The sequence below is a fragment of the Roseateles sp. P4_D2 genome (assembly GCF_056401875.1).
Map to the genome: position 1 here is coordinate 286,861 of NZ_JBFUIM010000002.1, position 16,337 is coordinate 303,197.

General features: G+C 69.4%; 21 protein-coding genes. 15 read left to right on the forward strand and 6 right to left on the reverse strand.

Annotated elements, in window-relative coordinates:
* The first annotated feature begins 34 nt into the window (after nt 1-34).
* Together AC1DW0_RS04745 and AC1DW0_RS04750 are read left to right on the forward strand one after the other, a co-directional pair.
* On the forward strand, nt 35-349 hold the full coding sequence (locus tag AC1DW0_RS04745; protein ID WP_457445235.1) for an NIPSNAP family protein: 315 nt from the start codon (nt 35-37) through the stop codon (nt 347-349).
* A gap of 91 nt (nt 350-440) precedes the next feature.
* On the forward strand, nt 441-821 hold the full coding sequence (locus AC1DW0_RS04750) for a VOC family protein (RefSeq protein ID WP_477945072.1): 381 nt from the start codon (nt 441-443) through the stop codon (nt 819-821).
* Here the strand turns inward: AC1DW0_RS04750 and sodC are convergent.
* On the reverse strand, nt 818-1,339 hold the full coding sequence (sodC, locus tag AC1DW0_RS04755) for a superoxide dismutase [Cu-Zn] SodC (protein ID WP_477945073.1): 522 nt from the start codon (nt 1,337-1,339) through the stop codon (nt 818-820). The genes AC1DW0_RS04750 and sodC overlap by 4 nt on opposite strands.
* A 255-nt stretch (nt 1,340-1,594) precedes the next feature.
* On the opposite strand from sodC, the gene AC1DW0_RS04760 reads away from it, so the two are divergent.
* The 3 genes from AC1DW0_RS04760 (at nt 1,595) to AC1DW0_RS04770 (ending at nt 4,802) form a co-directional block, all read left to right on the forward strand.
* Nucleotides 1,595-2,839 carry an SPFH domain-containing protein gene (locus AC1DW0_RS04760; protein ID WP_477945074.1) on the forward strand — a complete coding sequence of 415 codons (1,245 nt, stop codon included), beginning with the start codon at nt 1,595-1,597 and terminating at the stop codon, nt 2,837-2,839.
* A gap of 6 nt (nt 2,840-2,845) precedes the next feature.
* Nucleotides 2,846-4,336, forward strand: coding sequence for a hypothetical protein (locus tag AC1DW0_RS04765; RefSeq protein ID WP_477945075.1), 1,491 nt, complete (start codon nt 2,846-2,848; stop codon nt 4,334-4,336).
* A gap of 118 nt (nt 4,337-4,454) precedes the next feature.
* Nucleotides 4,455-4,802: a YciI family protein gene (locus AC1DW0_RS04770; RefSeq protein ID WP_457322187.1), complete on the forward strand. Its 348-nt coding sequence runs from the start codon at nt 4,455-4,457 to the stop codon at nt 4,800-4,802.
* A gap of 9 nt (nt 4,803-4,811) precedes the next feature.
* Here AC1DW0_RS04770 and AC1DW0_RS04775 read toward each other — a convergent pair whose 3' ends face one another.
* Together AC1DW0_RS04775 and AC1DW0_RS04780 are read right to left on the reverse strand one after the other, a co-directional pair.
* Entirely contained in the window at nt 4,812-5,465 is a 654-nt protein-coding gene (locus AC1DW0_RS04775) for a PEP-CTERM sorting domain-containing protein (RefSeq protein ID WP_477945076.1), read from the reverse strand.
* A gap of 117 nt (nt 5,466-5,582) precedes the next feature.
* Complete coding sequence (locus tag AC1DW0_RS04780; protein ID WP_477945077.1) at nt 5,583-6,302, reverse strand: PEP-CTERM sorting domain-containing protein; 720 nt, start codon at nt 6,300-6,302, stop codon at nt 5,583-5,585.
* Between the two features lie 174 nt (nt 6,303-6,476).
* On the opposite strand from AC1DW0_RS04780, the gene AC1DW0_RS04785 reads away from it, so the two are divergent.
* The 8 genes from AC1DW0_RS04785 to AC1DW0_RS04820 all read left to right on the forward strand — a co-directional run bounded on the left by AC1DW0_RS04785 (nt 6,477) and on the right by AC1DW0_RS04820 (nt 11,214).
* Nucleotides 6,477-6,881, forward strand: a complete 405-nt coding sequence (locus tag AC1DW0_RS04785) for a YciI family protein (RefSeq protein WP_457322192.1) — start codon at nt 6,477-6,479, stop codon at nt 6,879-6,881.
* Between the two features lie 10 nt (nt 6,882-6,891).
* Nucleotides 6,892-7,434 carry an SRPBCC family protein gene (locus AC1DW0_RS04790; RefSeq protein WP_457353444.1) on the forward strand — a complete coding sequence of 181 codons (543 nt, stop codon included), beginning with the start codon at nt 6,892-6,894 and terminating at the stop codon, nt 7,432-7,434.
* Between the two features lie 70 nt (nt 7,435-7,504).
* Nucleotides 7,505-7,945, forward strand: coding sequence for an SRPBCC family protein (locus AC1DW0_RS04795; RefSeq protein ID WP_457388716.1), 441 nt, complete (start codon nt 7,505-7,507; stop codon nt 7,943-7,945).
* A gap of 11 nt (nt 7,946-7,956) precedes the next feature.
* The gene (locus AC1DW0_RS04800) at nt 7,957-8,358 is read left to right on the forward strand and encodes a VOC family protein (protein WP_477945078.1); all 402 of its coding nucleotides are present in this window, start codon (nt 7,957-7,959) and stop codon (nt 8,356-8,358) included.
* 8 nt (nt 8,359-8,366) lie between these two features.
* Nucleotides 8,367-8,771: a VOC family protein gene (locus tag AC1DW0_RS04805; protein WP_457322366.1), complete on the forward strand. Its 405-nt coding sequence runs from the start codon at nt 8,367-8,369 to the stop codon at nt 8,769-8,771.
* A 24-nt stretch (nt 8,772-8,795) separates the two neighbouring features.
* Nucleotides 8,796-9,287: a VOC family protein gene (locus AC1DW0_RS04810; RefSeq protein ID WP_457322368.1), complete on the forward strand. Its 492-nt coding sequence runs from the start codon at nt 8,796-8,798 to the stop codon at nt 9,285-9,287.
* A gap of 4 nt (nt 9,288-9,291) precedes the next feature.
* Nucleotides 9,292-10,551, forward strand: a complete 1,260-nt coding sequence (locus AC1DW0_RS04815; RefSeq protein WP_056191174.1) for an RNA polymerase sigma factor — start codon at nt 9,292-9,294, stop codon at nt 10,549-10,551.
* Nucleotides 10,552-10,569: 18 nt separating this feature from the next.
* Nucleotides 10,570-11,214, forward strand: coding sequence for a glutathione S-transferase family protein (locus AC1DW0_RS04820; RefSeq protein ID WP_477945079.1), 645 nt, complete (start codon nt 10,570-10,572; stop codon nt 11,212-11,214).
* Nucleotides 11,215-11,250: 36 nt separating this feature from the next.
* Here the strand turns inward: AC1DW0_RS04820 and AC1DW0_RS04825 are convergent, their stop codons facing one another.
* The 3 genes from AC1DW0_RS04825 to AC1DW0_RS04835 form a co-directional block, all read right to left on the reverse strand.
* A complete protein-coding gene (locus AC1DW0_RS04825) occupies nt 11,251-11,445 on the reverse strand; it encodes a PEP-CTERM sorting domain-containing protein (RefSeq protein WP_056191178.1) in 195 nt (64 codons plus the stop codon).
* Nucleotides 11,446-11,631: 186 nt separating this feature from the next.
* Nucleotides 11,632-14,145 (reverse strand): putative bifunctional diguanylate cyclase/phosphodiesterase, encoded by a 2,514-nt coding sequence (locus AC1DW0_RS04830; RefSeq protein ID WP_477945080.1) that lies wholly within the window; start codon nt 14,143-14,145, stop codon nt 11,632-11,634.
* Nucleotides 14,146-14,240: 95 nt separating this feature from the next.
* Nucleotides 14,241-14,801, reverse strand: coding sequence for a DUF2242 domain-containing protein (locus tag AC1DW0_RS04835; RefSeq protein ID WP_457322376.1), 561 nt, complete (start codon nt 14,799-14,801; stop codon nt 14,241-14,243).
* A gap of 301 nt (nt 14,802-15,102) precedes the next feature.
* On the opposite strand from AC1DW0_RS04835, the gene AC1DW0_RS04840 reads away from it, so the two are divergent.
* Together AC1DW0_RS04840 and AC1DW0_RS04845 are read left to right on the forward strand one after the other, a co-directional pair.
* Entirely contained in the window at nt 15,103-15,765 is a 663-nt protein-coding gene (locus AC1DW0_RS04840; RefSeq protein WP_477945081.1) for a hypothetical protein, read from the forward strand.
* A gap of 26 nt (nt 15,766-15,791) precedes the next feature.
* A complete protein-coding gene (locus AC1DW0_RS04845; protein WP_457322380.1) occupies nt 15,792-16,247 on the forward strand; it encodes an OsmC family protein in 456 nt (151 codons plus the stop codon).
* Nucleotides 16,248-16,337: the final 90 nt, after the last annotated feature.

A 16,337-nucleotide genomic window follows, 5' to 3' on the forward strand; every position in this document is an offset into this window, starting at 1 on the left:
GAATCTGCAGTTCACTGAACTGCGGCTCGCCTACATGATCACCTGCTATCTGCGCTACGTCATCGATCCCAACAAGACCAAGGAATTCGAGCACTACGGCAAGCTCTGGCTGCCCCTGGTCGCGAAGTTCGGCGGCACGCACCATGGCTACTTCCTGCCGTCTGAAGGGGCCAACAACATTGCCCTGGCCTTGTTCTCTTTTCCGTCGCTGGCGGCCTATGAGGACTACCGCAACCGCTCGCTTCAAGACCCGGAATGCCAGGCTGCCTTTGCATATGCGAAGGAAACGCAGTGCTTCCTGAGCTACGAGCGCAGCTTCTTCAGGCCCGTGCTGGCGAGCGATGCCTAGGCTTCCCGATCACTGATCGGCGGTGGCGCCGGCTGAGCGACCGTCCTATGCTCGATGCGCGGCCAAGCCGGCACGAGCGAAAGGACTGCATATGCTGAACAGCGCTCCCGTCACGACGATGCTGCCCGTGGCCGACATGGCCCGGGCGCGGGCTTTCTACGAAGGCTGCCTGGGCCTGGTGCCCGGCGGCCTGAAGCCGGATGGCAAATTCGTCTACAGCGTGGCCGGCAGCACGCTGGCTCTCTTCCCCAAGCCGGGCGGCACCAAGGCCGACCACACGGCCATCAGCTTCAAGGTGGATGACATCGCCACCAGCATCGCCGAGCTCAAGCGCGCCGGTGTCGTCTTCGAGGACTACGACTTCCCGGACTTCAAGACCGTCGACCACGTCTGCGTGCTGGGGTCAGAGAAGGCGGCCTGGTTCAAGGACACCGAGGGCAATTACCTCTGCATCCACGAGGATCTGGCTTAGCCGCCAATCACGCCACAGCCCATGCGTGCACCACCGCCGCCCAGCGGCATCGGATGGTCAGCGTGGTTGTCGCCGCCGGCGTGAACCATCAATGCATGGCCTTTGACATCGGCCAGCTTGAGCCGCGGGCCCAGCACGGGCGACGTGGCGGTGCCGTCGGCACCCACATACAGCGGCGGCAGGTCGCCCAGGTGGCCATCGCCCCAGGGCTCGCCATGCTTCTTCGTGCCCTGCGGGTCGAGGTGGCCGCCGGCGGCACCGGCCGGCACGACGGCGCCGTTGCTCTCGGCGGGCGCGCAGGAGGGCTTCTCGTGGACATGGAAGCCATGCAGGCCGGGCGGCAGGCCCTTCAGCTGGGGATAGAAGGCCAGGCCATAGGGCGTCTCGACGATGCGAACGGTGCCGAGCGCGGTGCCGTCGCCCTGCTTTTCGGCCAGGTTGAGGGTCACGGTGGCTTCGGCGGCCACGGCCAGCGAGCTGGCAAGCAGGCAGGCACCGGCGATGAACAGGCTTTTCATGAGGTCTCCTTGGTAGGTTGCCAAGCGTAGGCAATGGCTCACGGCGTTCGAATGTGACATGTACCGGCTTGACGGTACATGTCGTCTGCATTGAAGGGATGGCCCACGAAGGTGGATGCTGACATGTCCGGAAGATTCCTTCCATGACGTCGGAAGACACCCACCGCGCGTCGCTCTCGTCCCTTCCCGCATGACTGGGAACCATGGCCGCCATGCATCGAACACCGGTGCACATCGCCCAAGGAGCCCATCACCATGCTGCAACGCCTCAAGACCCTCGCCGCTTCCATCCGCCACGCCTTCAGCCGCGGAGCCAGCCGCGGCCTTGAAGCTGCGCCCACGGCCGCCCGTTCGCTGCGCCGCGCCCTGCCTCCGCTGCTGATCCTGACGGCCGTGACCGGCGTCGGCTATGCCGTCGTCACCCACCCGCCCCTGCAGGCCGTGCCCCACGGCCAGGCCGCGCTGCGCACCAACCAGTTCAGCGGCGGCACCAGTGAGTTCCGCGAAGGCAGCTTCATCCGCATTCCCGGCCTGCACGAGGTGCGCCTGTTCCCGCTGCGCGATCAGAGCTACCACCCTGAAGCCATCGCCAAGGCCCAGGGCTCGGCGCCGCTGCAGTCGGTGGAGGGCCTGTCCCTGGGCCTGGACATGAATGTGCGCTGGGCCGTGGATGAGAAACGCCTGGCCGAGCTGTCGCGCAAACTGCCCGACAACATCGAGGCCGACGTCATCGCGCCGGCCGTGCAGGCCGTCGTCTACAAGCAGATCGCCAAGCGCACCGTGCGCGAGATCTTTTCCAGCCAGCGCGCCGAGATCGCCGCGGCACTGGAGGCCGAGTTGCGCGCCAAGCTGGCCGCCGACGGCATCGTGCTCAAGGGCGTGCAGATCGGCTCGGTCGACCTGCCGCCCGACTATCGCCGCGGCATGGACAGCCTGTTGGCCGACAGCCTGGCCAGCGAGCGCATGCGCTACACGCTGGAGATCGCCGACAAGAAGGTCAAGGAGACCGAGCTGACCGCCGCCGCCGACAAGGTGCGCCGCGAGACCGCCGCCGAGGCTGCCGGGCGCGAGCAGATCATTGCTGCCAAGGCCCAGGAAGAGGCCATGAAGCATGTGCTGCCCTTCAAGCAAAAGCAGATCGAGCAGCGCGCTCTCGAGGCGCAAGCCGACAGCGCCGCGCGCATCCAGCAGGCCGAAGGCCAGGCCAAGGCGCGCCGCATCGAGGTCGACGCCGAGGCCTCTGCGCGCCAGAAGCTGGCCGATGCCGAGGCCTACCGCCTGGGCCAGGTGGGCAAGGCCAATGCCAGCCAGATGGCGGCCGAGGGCGCGCTGCTGACCAAGCACCCGCTGCTGGTGCAGAAGGCCATGGTCGACAAGCTCTCGGACAAGGTGCAGGTCATCATTGCCCCGCCTGGTTCGGGCGGCTTCATCGGCAGCGCGCTGCTGGGCGGCACCTCGGCTCAGCCGAGGGCCACTGAAGCCACCACGGAGAAGGAGTAAGCCATCATGCGTCGCATTGCGCTGATCGTCGTCGCCTCCGCCGTCGCCGCCGTCGTCATGACCAAAGCTGAAGCCGCGCCTTCCGCCGAGCTGCCCGCCTTCCCGCGCGCCGGCCTGGTGGTGCAGGACGCGCCGCTGCGCGGTGCGCCGCGCGACACCGCCTCGCTGCAGGCCCAGATGGCGCGCGGCGAGGCGCTGGAGATCCGCGCCGAGCGCGGCGACCACTGGCAGGTCTGGGACTACCGCCGCGAGCGCGGGGGCTGGCTGCGCAAGGGCCAGATCCTTGTGGTGCCGCGTGGCGAGGGCGCCAGCGCCGAACTCCTCGCTCAGCTTCGCCTTTCGCGCCAGCAATGGGGCACCGAGGGCCTGGGGCTGGGCCTGGCCGCGGCCTATGTGCAGCTGGCCACGCCGGCCGAGTTCGCCGGCCCCGGCGGCGCCGAGGCGTTGGAGGTGATGGGCACCTTTGCCGAGCGCATCGCCGACCGCGCATCGCAGCCGGCCGCCAAGCCAAACGAGGGCCAATTGGCCGCGCAGATGGAAGTGGCAGCGCGCTATGGCCTGAAGTTCGAGTCCTTCGACGTGGAAGAGGGTCGCGTGCAGGTCTGCTACGACGGCGAGGCCTTCCGCCGCCTGCTCGTCACGGCCGCCACACCCGAGCAGCGTGTGCGGGCCGTGCTGGCGATCACGCGGCCCGACTGCCTGAACCCACGTGCCACGCCGCGCGAGGCCGAGGCGCGGGATCAGTGGCGCCAGCAGGTGCTGGCCCAGGTCGATGCGGCCAGCCTGCCCGCCTACTGGAAGAACCGTCTGCTGATGCGCCGCGCTTCAGTCGCCGCCAGCCTGGCCTTTGCCCAGGCCCGCCGTGGCGCCGGTGGCGAAGCCGTGCCGGCTCTGGCCGAGTTCGCCGGCATCACGCCCACCGAGCTGACCGAGGACGACCAGGCCGCCTATGCCGACGCCGCCATGCGCGTGAACGCGGCGCGCTGGCTGGGCACGGCCGCCACGGCACGTGACTTCGGCGCCGTGCAGCTCGCGCTGCAGCCAGGTGCGGACGGCGAGCGCTGCGTGGAGTTGAAGGAGGGCGGCAAGCTGGCTGCGCGCCGCTGCAGCTATGGCCAGATCGCGCTGGCCTCGGCCTCGCTGAACCGCGAGGGCCGTGCTCTGGCCCTGGCCGCCCAGCCGCTGGATGGCTGGCGCGAGCTGTGGGTGTTCCTGAAGGAGCCGGGCAGGAACGGCGGCTGGCGCATCGAGGTCATGCCGCCGGCGCCGGCCCAGCCGGGCCTGGGCGTGGCCGAGTTCGCCGGCTGGGTGCCGGGTGGCGCGCAGATGCTGCTGGCCCGCGAGTTCCGCGCCGAGGGCAAGTACCGCCGCAGCTTCGAGGTCGTGTCGCTCAGCAACCTGGCGACCGAACGCCAGTCCAGCGAGCCGGCATTGATGGGCGCCTTCCAGCGCTGGGCCGACCCCGCCTGGCGGGGCAGCTCGCCGATGCGGCGTTGAGCGAAACCTCGCTGGCGCTTCGGCTGTGGCTCATGACGCCGTTCAACCCAACTGCCAGGAATGAGATTCGACAGGCGCCAGAATGCCGGCCTGTTGCCACGGACTGCGGAACCCGACCATGCCCCAGATGCTGCTCATCGTCGAACCCACGGGCCAGCGCGCCGAACGCGGCCGCGTTGCCGGCGAGGCTGTCTACCAGCGCATGCTGGACTTCACCGCCGAACTCAAGGAGACCGGCCTGCTGCTGGGCACCAACTCCCTGGGCACGGCGGCCAAGCGCTATGCCAAGCGCAGCGGTGACGCCCAGGTCTGGGACGGCCCGTTTGCCGAGGCCAAGGAGATGGTGGGCGGCTATTTCCTGCTCGACACCGAAGACCCCGCCGTTGCCATGGCCTGGGCCGAGCGATGCCCGGCAGCGGAATGGGCCACCGTGGAGATCCGCGGCGTCGGGCCTTGCTACATGTAGGCCTCCCGTTCAGCGCCGCCGCCGTGCCAGTGCCGCCAGGCCGCCGAGCATCAAGGCCCAGGTTCCCGGCTCGGGCACGGCCGCGGTGATGGCATCGAGCTCCACCACGCGTGGGCCGGAAGCGCCGAAGAAGCTGGTGGCCTGTGTGAACTCGGCGCGGAAGTGGCTGGCCGTGACCGGCGCGAAGCTGTCGCCGAGCTGCAGGTGCTGGTCCACGTACAGCGCGAGCGTGTCGACGCTGGACACGGCCACCCAGGCGCCGCCGATCTCGGCCGACAACGTGAAATGCGCGAAGGACCGCGCGCCGTTGCCCCCGTCGGCGGCGGCCTCCAGCTGCCAGCCGAGCAGCGTGATGGGCGCGGGCGTCGCCCATTCGATGACGTGCACGGTGCCGGTGGGCAGCAGGTCGGGAAATATGGTGTTGAAACGCTCGCCCGAAAACGGGCTGTTCTCGCCCGCGTCGCCGCCGAACATGCCCGGCCCGTTGCCCAGCAGCGCCGGGTTGGCGATGAACTGCGTGACCACGCTGCCCTGGCTGACGTCCCAGGCATCGGTGGCGGAGGCCGCGCTCGCGGATTGCGGCAGGCCCGCGGCGAGCAGGCTGGCGATCAACGTGCCCCGGGCGAGACTGCGCAGACTGCGACGAGGAAGATATTGGCTCATGTGACGCTCCGATCGGAAAAGACAAATTCAGTGTCGTCAGCCACCGTCTGGGCACCGTCTCGGTGGCAGCGCGCCGCCGAGCGGGCGACGGTGGAGATGCCGCGGCATCGGCCCCTGTTACGCCCGGGCGGTTGCGCGGCGCCGGTGCAAGGCGAGCAGCATGCCGAGCCCGCCGAGCATGGCCGCCCAGGCCGCCGGCTCGGGCACGGCGGCGATGCGCAGGCTCAAGTCCACCGTGTCGCCGTTGAAGGCCCCGTCGGCGCCGAAACCGACGGCGAAGTCCAGGTGGTCGCCGGCCGCGAGCACGAGGGTCTGCGCGAACGACGACCCGGGGTGGAACGCGTCGAGCGCGACGGCGTGCAGCGCCAGCTGGTTCCTCAACACGTGGACGTCGGTCACGCCGACGTCGTCGCGCGTGAAGGTGGCCTCGACGCGGAAGCTGCCCGCCTGCGGTGCCGTCCATCGCACGATGCTGAGCCGGCCGTCGTTGCCCGGGTGCAGGCCCAGCTCTCCGGGCAGGACGGCGCCGCTGCCGTAGTCGATGGCGGCGGCGGTGCCGTTGTGGAACACCAGCGGGTACATGCCGGGAAAGGTGAGCCCGCCGGCATTCCAGCTGCTGGCGCCGTAGAACACCGTGCCGGGCGTGCCATAGGTCTCGAAACTGCCGCCCAACGTCGCCGTCGAGCCATAGGCCCACGGCCCTGTGGGGTTGGCGGCGCTGGAGAAGTCGGCCGCGGCATCGAACACCTGGGCCGAGGCCAGCAGCGGCGCCACTGCCAGTGTGGCGAGGGCCACGGCGCGAGGAAGACGGGTGCAGCGCAGGGAGAAGGGGTTCATCGCAGGGGCCTGGATCGTGGAGACACCACCAATGTGCCGGGCCACCGTCTCCGCTCCGTCTCCACGGCGCAGGCGGCCTAGGTAATTTCCCTAGGCATGTCGATTCGGGCCCATCTGCATCGTCGTGCAAGTGAAGGCCGCGAAAGCCGCCGCCTCGTCACCAGGAGACCTGCCATGCGATTCATGATCCAAGTCCGCGCCCGAGCCACCAGCGAGCGCGGCGACCCGCCCGGCCCCGAATACGCCAAGCTGTTCGAGGAGATGGGCGCCTTCCACGAGGAGATGGCGCGCGCCGGCGTGCTGCTCGACGGTGCCGGCCTGCGGCCCAGCCGCGACGGCTGGCGCCAGCGCTACGGCAAGGACGGCAGCCGCACCATCATCGACGGCCCCTTCGCCGAGACCAAGGAGCTGATCGCCGGCTACACGCTGATCCAGGTGCGCTCCGTCGAGGAGGCCCGTGCCTGGGCCAGCCGCTTCCCGCAGCCCTTCCTGAGCGAGGACTGCGAGATCGAGGTGCGGCGGCTCTACGAAGACGCCGATTTCGCCCCCGGCGGCGACATGGCCATCCGTGCCGAATGAGGAGCGCACCATGAGCAACCTCACCATCATCTTCATCTGCCTGGGTGTCGCCCTCGTGCTGCTGCTGGCCTATGCCGCCACCCGGCCCGACGTTTTCCGGGTCGAGCGCCACGTGCGCATCGCCGCACCGGCCGACAAGGTCTGGCCCCTGGTCAGCGAGTTGCGCGCCTTCAACCGCTGGAACCCCTATGAGCGCAAGGACCCGCTGATCAAGAGCGCCTACAGCGGCGCCTCGAGCGGCATCGGCTCCCGCTACGACTGGGACAGCAAGGAAGTTGGCAGCGGCAGCCTGGAGATCGTCAGCCAACAGCCCGGCCGCGCCGTGCAGATGAAGCTGGATTTCGTGAAGCCCTTCGAGGCCCACAACCAGGCCGAGTTCGTGCTGCAGCCCACGCCCGACGGCGCCACCGAGGTGCGCTGGGCCATGCACGGCCCGGCCAACTTCATCAGCAAGCTGATGGGCGTCTTCATCGACATGGACAAGATGGTGGGCCGCGACTTCGAGGCCGGCCTGCAGAACCTGCGGCAGCTCTCGGAGGCCCAGACGTCATGAGCGCCGCCCGGCCGTCCGAAGGCGCTCAACTCCCGCTTGGCGGGACAGCGCGCAGCGCGAAGGGTGCCCAATGACCGACCTCGACTTCAGCATCGACATTGCCGCCCCGGTCGCGCGGGTCTGGGACTGCATGTTCGACCCCACCGCCTACCGCGACTGGACCCGCGCCTTCGCCGAGGGCTCCTATTTCGAAGGCAGTTGGGCGGCCGGCCGCCGGCTGCGCTTCCTGGACCCGCGCGGCTTTGGCATGGAGGCTGTCGTCGACGAGAACTTGCCGTACGAACGACTGTCACTGCGGCTGGTGGGCGAGATCAAGGACGGCCGGCCCGTGGCCGACAGCCGCCTGCATGCCGAACCGGCCCACGAGCGCTATGTCTTCAGCGCCACGCCCGAAGGCACACGGTTGACCGTGCACCTGCAAAGCTGGGACGACGGCTTCACCGATTTCCTGAACGACACCTGGCCCAAGGCGCTGGTGCGCCTCAAGGACCTGTCCGAATCCACGCACTGAAAGGAATCACCATGCAGATCAAGATTGCGAGCGTCATGGTCGATGACCAGGACAAGGCCCTGGCCTTCTATACGGGCAAGCTCGGCTTCAAGAAGATGGCCGACATCCCGATGGGGCCGACCTACCGCTGGCTGACCGTCGTGTCGCCCGACGGCATTGCCGGCGTCGAGCTGGCGCTGGAGCCCATGGGCTTTGCGCCGGCCAAGGTCTACCAGAAGGCCTTGTTCGAGGCCAACATCCCGGCCACCGCCTTCGTCACCGAGGACGTCGAGGCCGAAGCCCACAAGCTGCGCGAGCGCGGCGTCGTCGTGCGCGGCGAGCCCGAGAACATGGGGCCGATCAAGGCCGTCATGTTCGAGGACGGCTGCGGCAACCTCATCCATCTCGTCCAACCCCTCGTCAAACCCGAGTGAGACCCGCCATGCACAAGCAGATCTACGTCAACATGCCTGTCAAGGACCTGGCCAAGAGCAAGGCCTTCTTCGAGGCTGTGGGCTACAAGTTCAATCCGCAATTCACCAACGACAAGGGCGCCGGCATGGAGCTGGGCGAGAACCTCTACGCCATGCTGCTGGCCGAGGACTTCGCGCGGACCTTCACCCCCAAGGCGTTTCCGGACGCCAAGACCGCAACCACGGGCTGGGTGTGCCTGAGCTGCGAAAGCCGCGAGGAGGTCGACGCCTTGGTCGCGAAGGCGAAGGCTGCCGGCGGCAACATCCCGAGCGAGCCGCAGGACCATGGCTTCATGTACGGCCATGGCTTCGAGGACCTGGACGGGCACCACTGGGAACTCGTCCACATGAGCGGCATGCCGCCGCAAGCCTGACCCCGCAACGTCAAGGAGACGACCATGCAGATCCAGCAAAAACTCGCACCCTTCATCTGGTACCAGCGCGGTGCCGAAGACGCGGTGGCGCACTACCTGAAGGTGTTCGGCGCCGACAAGGGCCGCATCATCCACACCCAGCGCTGGGGCCAGGACTCGCCCGGCGAGGCCGGCAGCGTCATGCTGCTCAACTTCGAGCTGTTCGGCGTGCACATGACGGCCTTCAATGGCGGCACCCACTTCAAGCTCGACGAGGCTTTCTCGTTGACCGTCGCTTGCGAAGACCAGGCCGAGATCGACAAGCTCTGGGAGCAGTTGCCCGCGGGCGGTGGCAAGACGTCGGAATGCAGCTGGCTGAAGGATGCCTGGGGCCTGTCCTGGCAGATCCTGCCCGCAGCCTGGTTCGACATGATCCGGGACCCCGACCCGGCCCGCGTGCAGCGTGTCTTCCAGGCCATCTGGCGCATGCAGAAGATCGATCTCGCGGCCCTCAAGCGTGCCTACGACGGCACCTGAAGCCGTGAGCCATGCTGAACTTGCCGCCGGCGTCTGGCGCATCGAGCGCAGCCGCCTCGTGGGCGCGGCGGCCAAGATGCTGCGCGACCTCGACGAGGCCGAGGACTGTGCCCAGGACGCCCTCATCGCTGCCATGGAGAACTGGCCGCGCGACGGCCAGCCCAACAACCCTGCCGCCTGGCTGATGACCGCCACCCGCAACAAGGCCCTGGACCGGCTGCGCCGCCGCGCGATGCTGGAGCGCGAGCATGAGCACCTCGCGGCCGACGACGAGGCCGCTGGCACCCATGTCGTGCCCGACTTCGTCGACCACCTCGACGCCGCCCGTGACCAGGCCGAAATCGGCGACGAGCAGCTGCGCCTGATCTTCATCGCCTGCCACCCGGTGCTGCCGCGCGAGGCCCAGGTCGCGCTGACGCTGCGCCTGCTCGGCGGCCTGGAGACGCCCGAGATCGCACGTGCCTTCCTGCAGCCCGAGGCCACCGTGGCCCAGCGCATCGTGCGCGCCAAGAAGGCGCTCAACGGCCAGGCCTACGAGCTGCCGAGCGCCGACGAGCGCGAGCAGCGCCTGGGCGCCGTGCTGGCGGTCGTCTACCTGATCTTCAACGAGGGCCACAGCGCCGGCAGCGGCGCCAGCCTGCTGCGGCCGGCGCTGTGCGACGAAGCCCTGCGCCTGGTGCGCCAGCTGCAGCACCTGCTGCCTCAAGACGCCGAAGTGCATGGCCTGGCCGCCCTGCTGGAGATCCAGGCCTCGCGCCTGCCCGCGCGGCTGGACGCGCAAGGCCGCCCCGTGCTGCTGCCCGACCAGGACCGCCGCCGCTGGGACCCGCTGCTGATCCGCCGCGGCCTGGCGGCGCTGGAACGCGCGCTGAGCCTGGGCGAGCCAGGGCCTTACACCTTGCAGGCAGCAATTGCGGCTTGCCATGCGCGCGCGGCGCGCGCCGAGGACACCGACTGGCACGCCATCGTCGGCGGCTACGACCGCCTGCTCGCGCTCAACCCCTCGCCCGTGATCGCGCTGAATCGCGCTGTAGCCGTCAGCTTCGCCGACGGGCCGGCCGCCGCCTGGCCGCTGCTCGAGCAACTGGCCGCTGAGCCGCAGCTCAAGCGCTACCCCTTCCTGGCCGGCGCCCAGGCCGACGTGCTGGAGCGCCTGGGCCGCGTCGGCGAGGCGCGCGAAGCCTATCTGCGGGCCGCGGAGCTGACGGACAACGAGGTGCAGCGCGAGCTGCTGACGGAACGGGCCAGGCGACTGGCCAACTGAACCGGAAGGATTGCCACCATGACCATCACCATCACCGCCTTTGACCGTTCGCCCGACGGCGGCAAGGGGCTGGCGCGCGACACGCGCGTGCGCTGGGCCCTCGAGGAAACCGGCCTGCCCTACGAGGTTCGCCTGGTGCCCATGCCGGCGATGAAGGAGGCCGCTCACCTGGCGCTGCATCCCTTCGGCCAGATCCCCACCTACGAGGAAGGCGACCTCACGCTGTTCGAGACCGGGTCCATCGTGCTGCACATCGCCGAGCGCCGGCCGGGCCTGTTCCCCGCCAATGCCAACGCCAGGGCACGGGCCATCACGTGGATGTTCGCCGCGCTCAACTCGGTCGAGCCGCCCATCCTAGAACTCGTCATCGTCAAGTTCGCGGAAGGCGACAAACCCTGGAAGGACGAGCGCCAGCCTCTGGTCGAGAACCGGGTGCGGGCGCGGCTGACCCAACTGGCCGCCCGCCTGGGTGATGCCCAATGGCTGGACGGCGATTTCAGCGCGGGTGACCTGCTGATGGTGTCGGTGCTGCTGCGCGTCAGGCCGTCCGGCCTGCTGAACGAGTTCCCCAGCCTGGCTGCCTACGTCGCCCGCGGCGAAGCCCGCCCTGCCTACCAGCGGGCCTTTGCCGCCCAGCTGGCCGTCAACACGCGCGCAGCCTAGGCATGGGCCGGTCTCTGGTGAGCCCGGCGGGCGGGGTTACTTGCGCCGAATGAACTTGACGGCGACCAGTACGCCCAGGGCCAGCGCCACCAGGGGCCAGCTGCCGGGCTCCGGCGTCGGGCACGGCGGCGTGCCCGGCTGGCCGCAATTGGCCTGGGCCTGAGCCAGGGCGGGCAGCAAAGCCATGCCGGCCACGGCCGCGCGGCTCATCAGGGTGGACAGGGTTCTCATGCTTGTCTCCTTGCCCGGAATCCCTCCGGTGTGAAGAGCTTGGGCGGCGCTTCACCCGCTTTCAACCGGGCTTGTCCTGCAAACGAGTGGCAGACCCCGCAGATCCGGGGGAGGTTCGCCTTCGCCTGAGGACGGCCGCGCGACGGTACGGACCCCCGAAGGCCGTCAGGCCGCCGACTTGGCCGCTCAGAATTCGCCGCCGCTGAAGCGCGTGTCTGGCAGCTGCAGCAGGCTGCGCAGCTGCAGCCGTGTCGACGGCCAGACCGTCAGCGGCGGATTGACGGAGTCGAGGTGGGCCTCGCGCGCGGCGCCCAGGCCCTGGCGGTGGGCCAGCTCGACGAAGGCCTGGGTGGCATCGCGCGGCAGGGCCTGGGCGAACAGAAAGCCCTGGCCCAGGCTGCAGCCCAGCTCGGTCAGCACCTGGTGCTGCTCGGCAGTCTCGATGCCCTCGGCCACCGTGTGCAGGCCCAGGGCCTGGGCGAGGTCATGGATGGCCGCGACGATGGCGCGTGCCGTCGCGCCGGCCTGCGGGTGGTCGAGATCGGCGATGAAGGCGCGGTCGATCTTGAGCTGGTCCAGCGGCAGGCGGCGCAGATAGGCCAGCGACGAGAAGCCGGTACCGAAGTCGTCCAGCGCGGTGCGCACACCCAGGGCGCGCAGCCGCGTCAGCAGGTCGATGGCGTGTTGGCTGTCCTTCAGCAGGGCCGATTCGGTCAGTTCGATCTCCAGGCGGTCGGCAGGCAGGCCGGTGCGCTCCAGGGCTTCGAGCACATGCAGCTCGATGGGGCTGCGCTCGAACTGCAGGGCCGACACGTTGACGGCGACGCGCAGCTCGCCCGGCCAGCGCGCTGCGTCGCGGCAGGCGATGAGCAGGGCCCAGGCGCCGATGGTGATGATGAGGCCGCTGTCTTCGGCCAACGGGATAAAGACAGCCGGGGGCACCAGGCCGCGCACGGGATGGCGCCAGCGCATCAGCGCCTCGAAGCCCCGCAGCTTGCCCGTGGCCAGCTCGATCTGTGGCTGGTAGTGCATCTCCAGTTGATCCGCGTCCAGCGCCAGCCGCAGGTCGGCCAGCAGGGCGAGGCGGTCCTGGGCGGCCTGCTGCAGGGCCGGCTCGTAGAGCACGAGGCGGTCGCGCCCGGCGGCCTTGGCGGCGAACAGGGCCAGGTCGGCAGCGCGCAGCAGCGGGTCGGCCGCCTGGGCATGGCGTGGCGCGCAGGCCGCGCCGATGCTGACGCGCACGTCGATCTCGTTGCCGTCGATGGAAACCGGCACGCGCAGGGCCGAGCGCAATTGCTTGCCCAGGCGTTGCATGGCTTCGGGGCTGAGCTCGCCGCGCAGCAGCACGGCGAATTCGTCGGCGCCCAGCCGCGCGACCAGGTCGCCGTTGCCGCGCCGCGCTGCCAGGCTGTCGTGCAGCCGCTCGCCCACGGCGGCCAGCAGGTGGTCGCCGGCGGCATGGCCCAGGCTGTCGTTGACCTGCTTGAAGCAGTCCAGGTCCAGCAGCAGCACGGTGCACGGCGAGATGGGCCCGCCGCCGCCGAGATAAAGGGCCAGGCGGCGGTGGAACTGGTGGCGGTTGGCCAGGCCGGTGACGGTGTCCTGGTCGGTCAATCGCAGCAGCTCGCGTTCGCGCTCGCGCACCTCGCTGATATCGCTGCCCACGCCGCGCCAGCCGCCGTCGCCTTCCAGGCGCCGCCCGCTGAGCGTCCACCAGACATCCTCGCCGCCAACCCGCAGATGCAGGGCGTGATCGCTCAGCGGTTCGGTCGCCAGCAGCGCGTCGCCCAGCCGGTCCAGGCGCTGCTGGGCGTCGGCGTTGTTGGCGGGCAGGTGGCGGGCCAGCACGGCCAGCAGCGGTTCGCCGATCAGGTCCTGCGCCCGCTGGCCCAGGCTTTCGGCCATGCGCTGCGAGACATGGCGCAGCCGACCGTCGCGGCCCAGTTCCCACAGCCAGTCGCTGGCGTGATGTTCGAAGTCGCGCAGCAGCAGCGACACGGTCAGCCGGTCACGTGCGGCCTCGTGCTGGGCGTGGCGGCCCCGCAGGAAGAGGCGGGCATTCAGCAGTGCCGCCATGCACAGCGCGATGGCGTACAGCGGCAGCAGCGGCAGCAGCCCGTCCATCCAGGGCAGCGGCAGCAGCGCGATGCCGACGGCCAGCGTGCCGCAGGCGCCCAGCACCCAGCCGATGGCCACGGCGGGCAGCAGCGCGAACATCCAGGCTGCGGCGGCAATGGCGCCGGCCGCGGTGGCCACCAGCGGCGCGTGCAGGCCGGGCTCGGCCTGCTGGGCAACCTGCAGCAGCAGCACCGCGTCCAGCACGCCGCCGGCAAAAAGGTCCAGCGCCAGCAGCAGCCCGGCACGGATGCCGCGCGGCGGCGCGTCGGGTGGGCGGCGGTGGCGTTCATGCCGCCACAGCGCGAAGTTGAAGCCGTTGAGCGCCACCAGTGCCATCAGCGTGGGCGCGACGGGCAGCAGGTCGATGCGCCCTTTCAGCGCCACCAGCAGCAGCGCGATGGCGATGGCCGTGGCCACGACCGAGGCAGGCAACTGGCCGACGACGGCGCGCCACTGGTCGTCCCGCAGCTTGGCCGCCTCTGCCGGATCGCCCGGCACCTCCCAGGCGGCATGGATCAGCCGCTTGAACCCCGCCAGCGGCCACCCGGCAGGCAGTGCAAAAGGGGGCAGTGGCTCGGCCATGGCGAGCCCATCCTAGGCGGGCCCCGGTCGGCGTGGGTGTGACGCAATGCCGATTCGTCCGCAATCAGCGCGGCGCAAGCTTCACGGGCCCAGGGTCAGCGCTGTGCCGTGTTCTCGCGCACCATGCGCTGCATCAGCGTGAAGAAGCGGTCGTAGAACTCGCCCGCGGGAATGGTCTCGGAGGCCACCTTGACGAGGGAGTCATCGCTCGATGACAGCGGCACCGAGATCGAGCCCAGCGCGCTGACGCCGAGGCTGGCGGCCTGGTTGCTTTTCTTCAGCGCGTAGCGGTCCTGCTGGGCGCTGACATAGGCCGTCGCGATCTGCTGCTTGGGGCCATCGCCGACGCAGACAACGTTGAAGGCGATTTCCACATGCACCTCGCCCGCAGGCTGGAAGTGCTTGGCACCGCGCACAACGCCGCTTTCCGCCTTGCTGATCACATAGCCCTGGCTGAGCAGGGCGCGCCGGGCGGCCTCGCAGGTGTCGTCGACATTGGCGTCGAACAGCCGCGAGAAAGTCTCCTCGGCAGCAAAGCTCTCACCCTGGTAGACCGATTTCTCGGCTTTCGTCGACCTGGAGGGCAGGCCGCCGCAGCCAGCCAGCAGCGTGAGGAGCAGGAAGGCGGACAAGGTCAGGGAGCAGAGGCGATGCATGGGGCGATTATTCCGTCCGCGAAAGGGCGCTTTGTTTCCGGGCGGGTGCCTGGGCCCCGCGCGCAACGCCGCCGGGCCTGGATCCGATGACAGGGACATTCAGGGGAAGGTGCGGCATTCAGCGTGCCCATCAGCCGGGCAGACGGAACGCGAAGCGGCAAGGCTGCCACGGTCGGCGCAGGCAGGCGGCAATGTAAGCGCGGGCTCACAACGCTGAGCTCTGCGATGCCCATCCGGACCGGCATCGACCGTTGATCGGGTTTTGCTTCACATGCGGCCATTGAGGGCGAAGATGCGCCGCATGAAGCGCCGTACCTTCGCATTCGCCGCACTGCTGCCGGTCCTAGGCCGCGCCGAGGAGACCGCTGAATCTGCATTCGGCGGCCACGGCATGGCCGTGTTCGGCGGCCGCGAGGGCCTGTATGCCTCGCACCTGCCGATGTTCCACACGCCGCATGACAGCCAGGTGCTGCTGCGCTTTCACCTCGCCGATGCGGCGGCCGACAAGGCACTGCGCGAGACCTTGGCCCGCCAGCCCAGCTTGTGGACCTTCGACCCCGAGGCCTTTGACCTGCTGCGCTTCACACCAGGCCACGCCAAGCCGCTGCGCGAATTCAAGGCGCGCTTCTTCGCGGGCCACTTCGAGCGTGGCGGCAAGCCACAGTCGGCCGAGCAGCGCGTCGTCGTCGATGAGGTGATGCTGTTTCGGCGGCTGAGCCCCGCTCAACGCGAGGCATCGACCGGGCGCTATCGGCTGATCGGCAAAGGCAGCGAGTGGTTCGCGGTCAAGACCATCGACCGCCGGCCGGACTTCGACCATATCGTGCGCCTGAAGGCGCCCCAGGTCCGCGGCGAGGTCGATGTGCCGCTGCAGGGCGTCGCCAGGCCTGGCGCCACTGTCCAACGTGCCTTCAAGGCCAAGGGGCTGACCGAGATCTACTTCGAGACCGACGACCTGCGTTGAGAATCGCTTCCAACCCAGGAGGCTTTATGGACAACCCCAGCGTCACCCTGATCCAGCGTCAGGGCTACCAGTTCGAACACCATTACGCGCCGGAGCTGCCGGTGCTGCTATCGGACGAGCCCGTGCCCTTCGGCACCGGGCTGGGGCCCGATCCGGTCGAACTGCTGGCCTCGGCCATCGGCAATTGCCTCTCCGCGTCGCTGTGGTTTGCCTGCCAGAAGTACAAAGACGACCCCTCGCCGCTGCGCACCGAGGTCAAGGCGACCGTCGGCAGGAACGAGCGCGGACGCAACCGCGTGCAGGGCCTGGCGGTGGACCTGCACCTGGGCAAGCCAGCCGACCAGCTCGGCCACATTCAGCGTGTGCTGGACACCTTCGAGGACTTCTGCACCGTCACGCAGAGCGTGGCGCCGGCCATTCCCGTGACGCTGCGCGTGCTGGACAGCACTGGTGCGGTTCTGAAGCCCGCCGCGGCCGTGTGAATTCTTTGCGGGTCGAGCGCCGGGCCGCTCCCTAGCCGGTCCGCGCTGGCGATGTGCTTGCGGTTCGATACCGCGAGCATCGCCGTCCCC

Bases quoted from the DNA above. Each gene is read 5' to 3' on its own strand.
- AC1DW0_RS04745 (WP_457445235.1), top strand. From the start codon at position 35: ATGATCACCTGCTATCTGCGCTACGTCATCGATCCCAACAAGACCAAG.
- AC1DW0_RS04750 (WP_477945072.1), top strand. From the start codon at position 441: ATGCTGAACAGCGCTCCCGTCACGACGATGCTGCCCGTGGCCGACATG.
- sodC (WP_477945073.1), bottom strand. From the start codon at position 1,339: ATGAAAAGCCTGTTCATCGCCGGTGCCTGCCTGCTTGCCAGCTCGCTG.
- AC1DW0_RS04760 (WP_477945074.1), top strand. From the start codon at position 1,595: ATGCTGCAACGCCTCAAGACCCTCGCCGCTTCCATCCGCCACGCCTTC.
- AC1DW0_RS04765 (WP_477945075.1), top strand. From the start codon at position 2,846: ATGCGTCGCATTGCGCTGATCGTCGTCGCCTCCGCCGTCGCCGCCGTC.
- AC1DW0_RS04770 (WP_457322187.1), top strand. From the start codon at position 4,455: ATGCCCCAGATGCTGCTCATCGTCGAACCCACGGGCCAGCGCGCCGAA.
- AC1DW0_RS04775 (WP_477945076.1), bottom strand. From the start codon at position 5,465: ATGAGCCAATATCTTCCTCGTCGCAGTCTGCGCAGTCTCGCCCGGGGC.
- AC1DW0_RS04780 (WP_477945077.1), bottom strand. From the start codon at position 6,302: ATGAACCCCTTCTCCCTGCGCTGCACCCGTCTTCCTCGCGCCGTGGCC.
- AC1DW0_RS04785 (WP_457322192.1), top strand. From the start codon at position 6,477: ATGCGATTCATGATCCAAGTCCGCGCCCGAGCCACCAGCGAGCGCGGC.
- AC1DW0_RS04790 (WP_457353444.1), top strand. From the start codon at position 6,892: ATGAGCAACCTCACCATCATCTTCATCTGCCTGGGTGTCGCCCTCGTG.
- AC1DW0_RS04795 (WP_457388716.1), top strand. From the start codon at position 7,505: ATGACCGACCTCGACTTCAGCATCGACATTGCCGCCCCGGTCGCGCGG.
- AC1DW0_RS04800 (WP_477945078.1), top strand. From the start codon at position 7,957: ATGCAGATCAAGATTGCGAGCGTCATGGTCGATGACCAGGACAAGGCC.
- AC1DW0_RS04805 (WP_457322366.1), top strand. From the start codon at position 8,367: ATGCACAAGCAGATCTACGTCAACATGCCTGTCAAGGACCTGGCCAAG.
- AC1DW0_RS04810 (WP_457322368.1), top strand. From the start codon at position 8,796: ATGCAGATCCAGCAAAAACTCGCACCCTTCATCTGGTACCAGCGCGGT.
- AC1DW0_RS04820 (WP_477945079.1), top strand. From the start codon at position 10,570: ATGACCATCACCATCACCGCCTTTGACCGTTCGCCCGACGGCGGCAAG.
- AC1DW0_RS04825 (WP_056191178.1), bottom strand. From the start codon at position 11,445: ATGAGAACCCTGTCCACCCTGATGAGCCGCGCGGCCGTGGCCGGCATG.
- AC1DW0_RS04830 (WP_477945080.1), bottom strand. From the start codon at position 14,145: ATGGCCGAGCCACTGCCCCCTTTTGCACTGCCTGCCGGGTGGCCGCTG.
- AC1DW0_RS04835 (WP_457322376.1), bottom strand. From the start codon at position 14,801: ATGCATCGCCTCTGCTCCCTGACCTTGTCCGCCTTCCTGCTCCTCACG.
- AC1DW0_RS04840 (WP_477945081.1), top strand. From the start codon at position 15,103: ATGAAGCGCCGTACCTTCGCATTCGCCGCACTGCTGCCGGTCCTAGGC.
- AC1DW0_RS04845 (WP_457322380.1), top strand. From the start codon at position 15,792: ATGGACAACCCCAGCGTCACCCTGATCCAGCGTCAGGGCTACCAGTTC.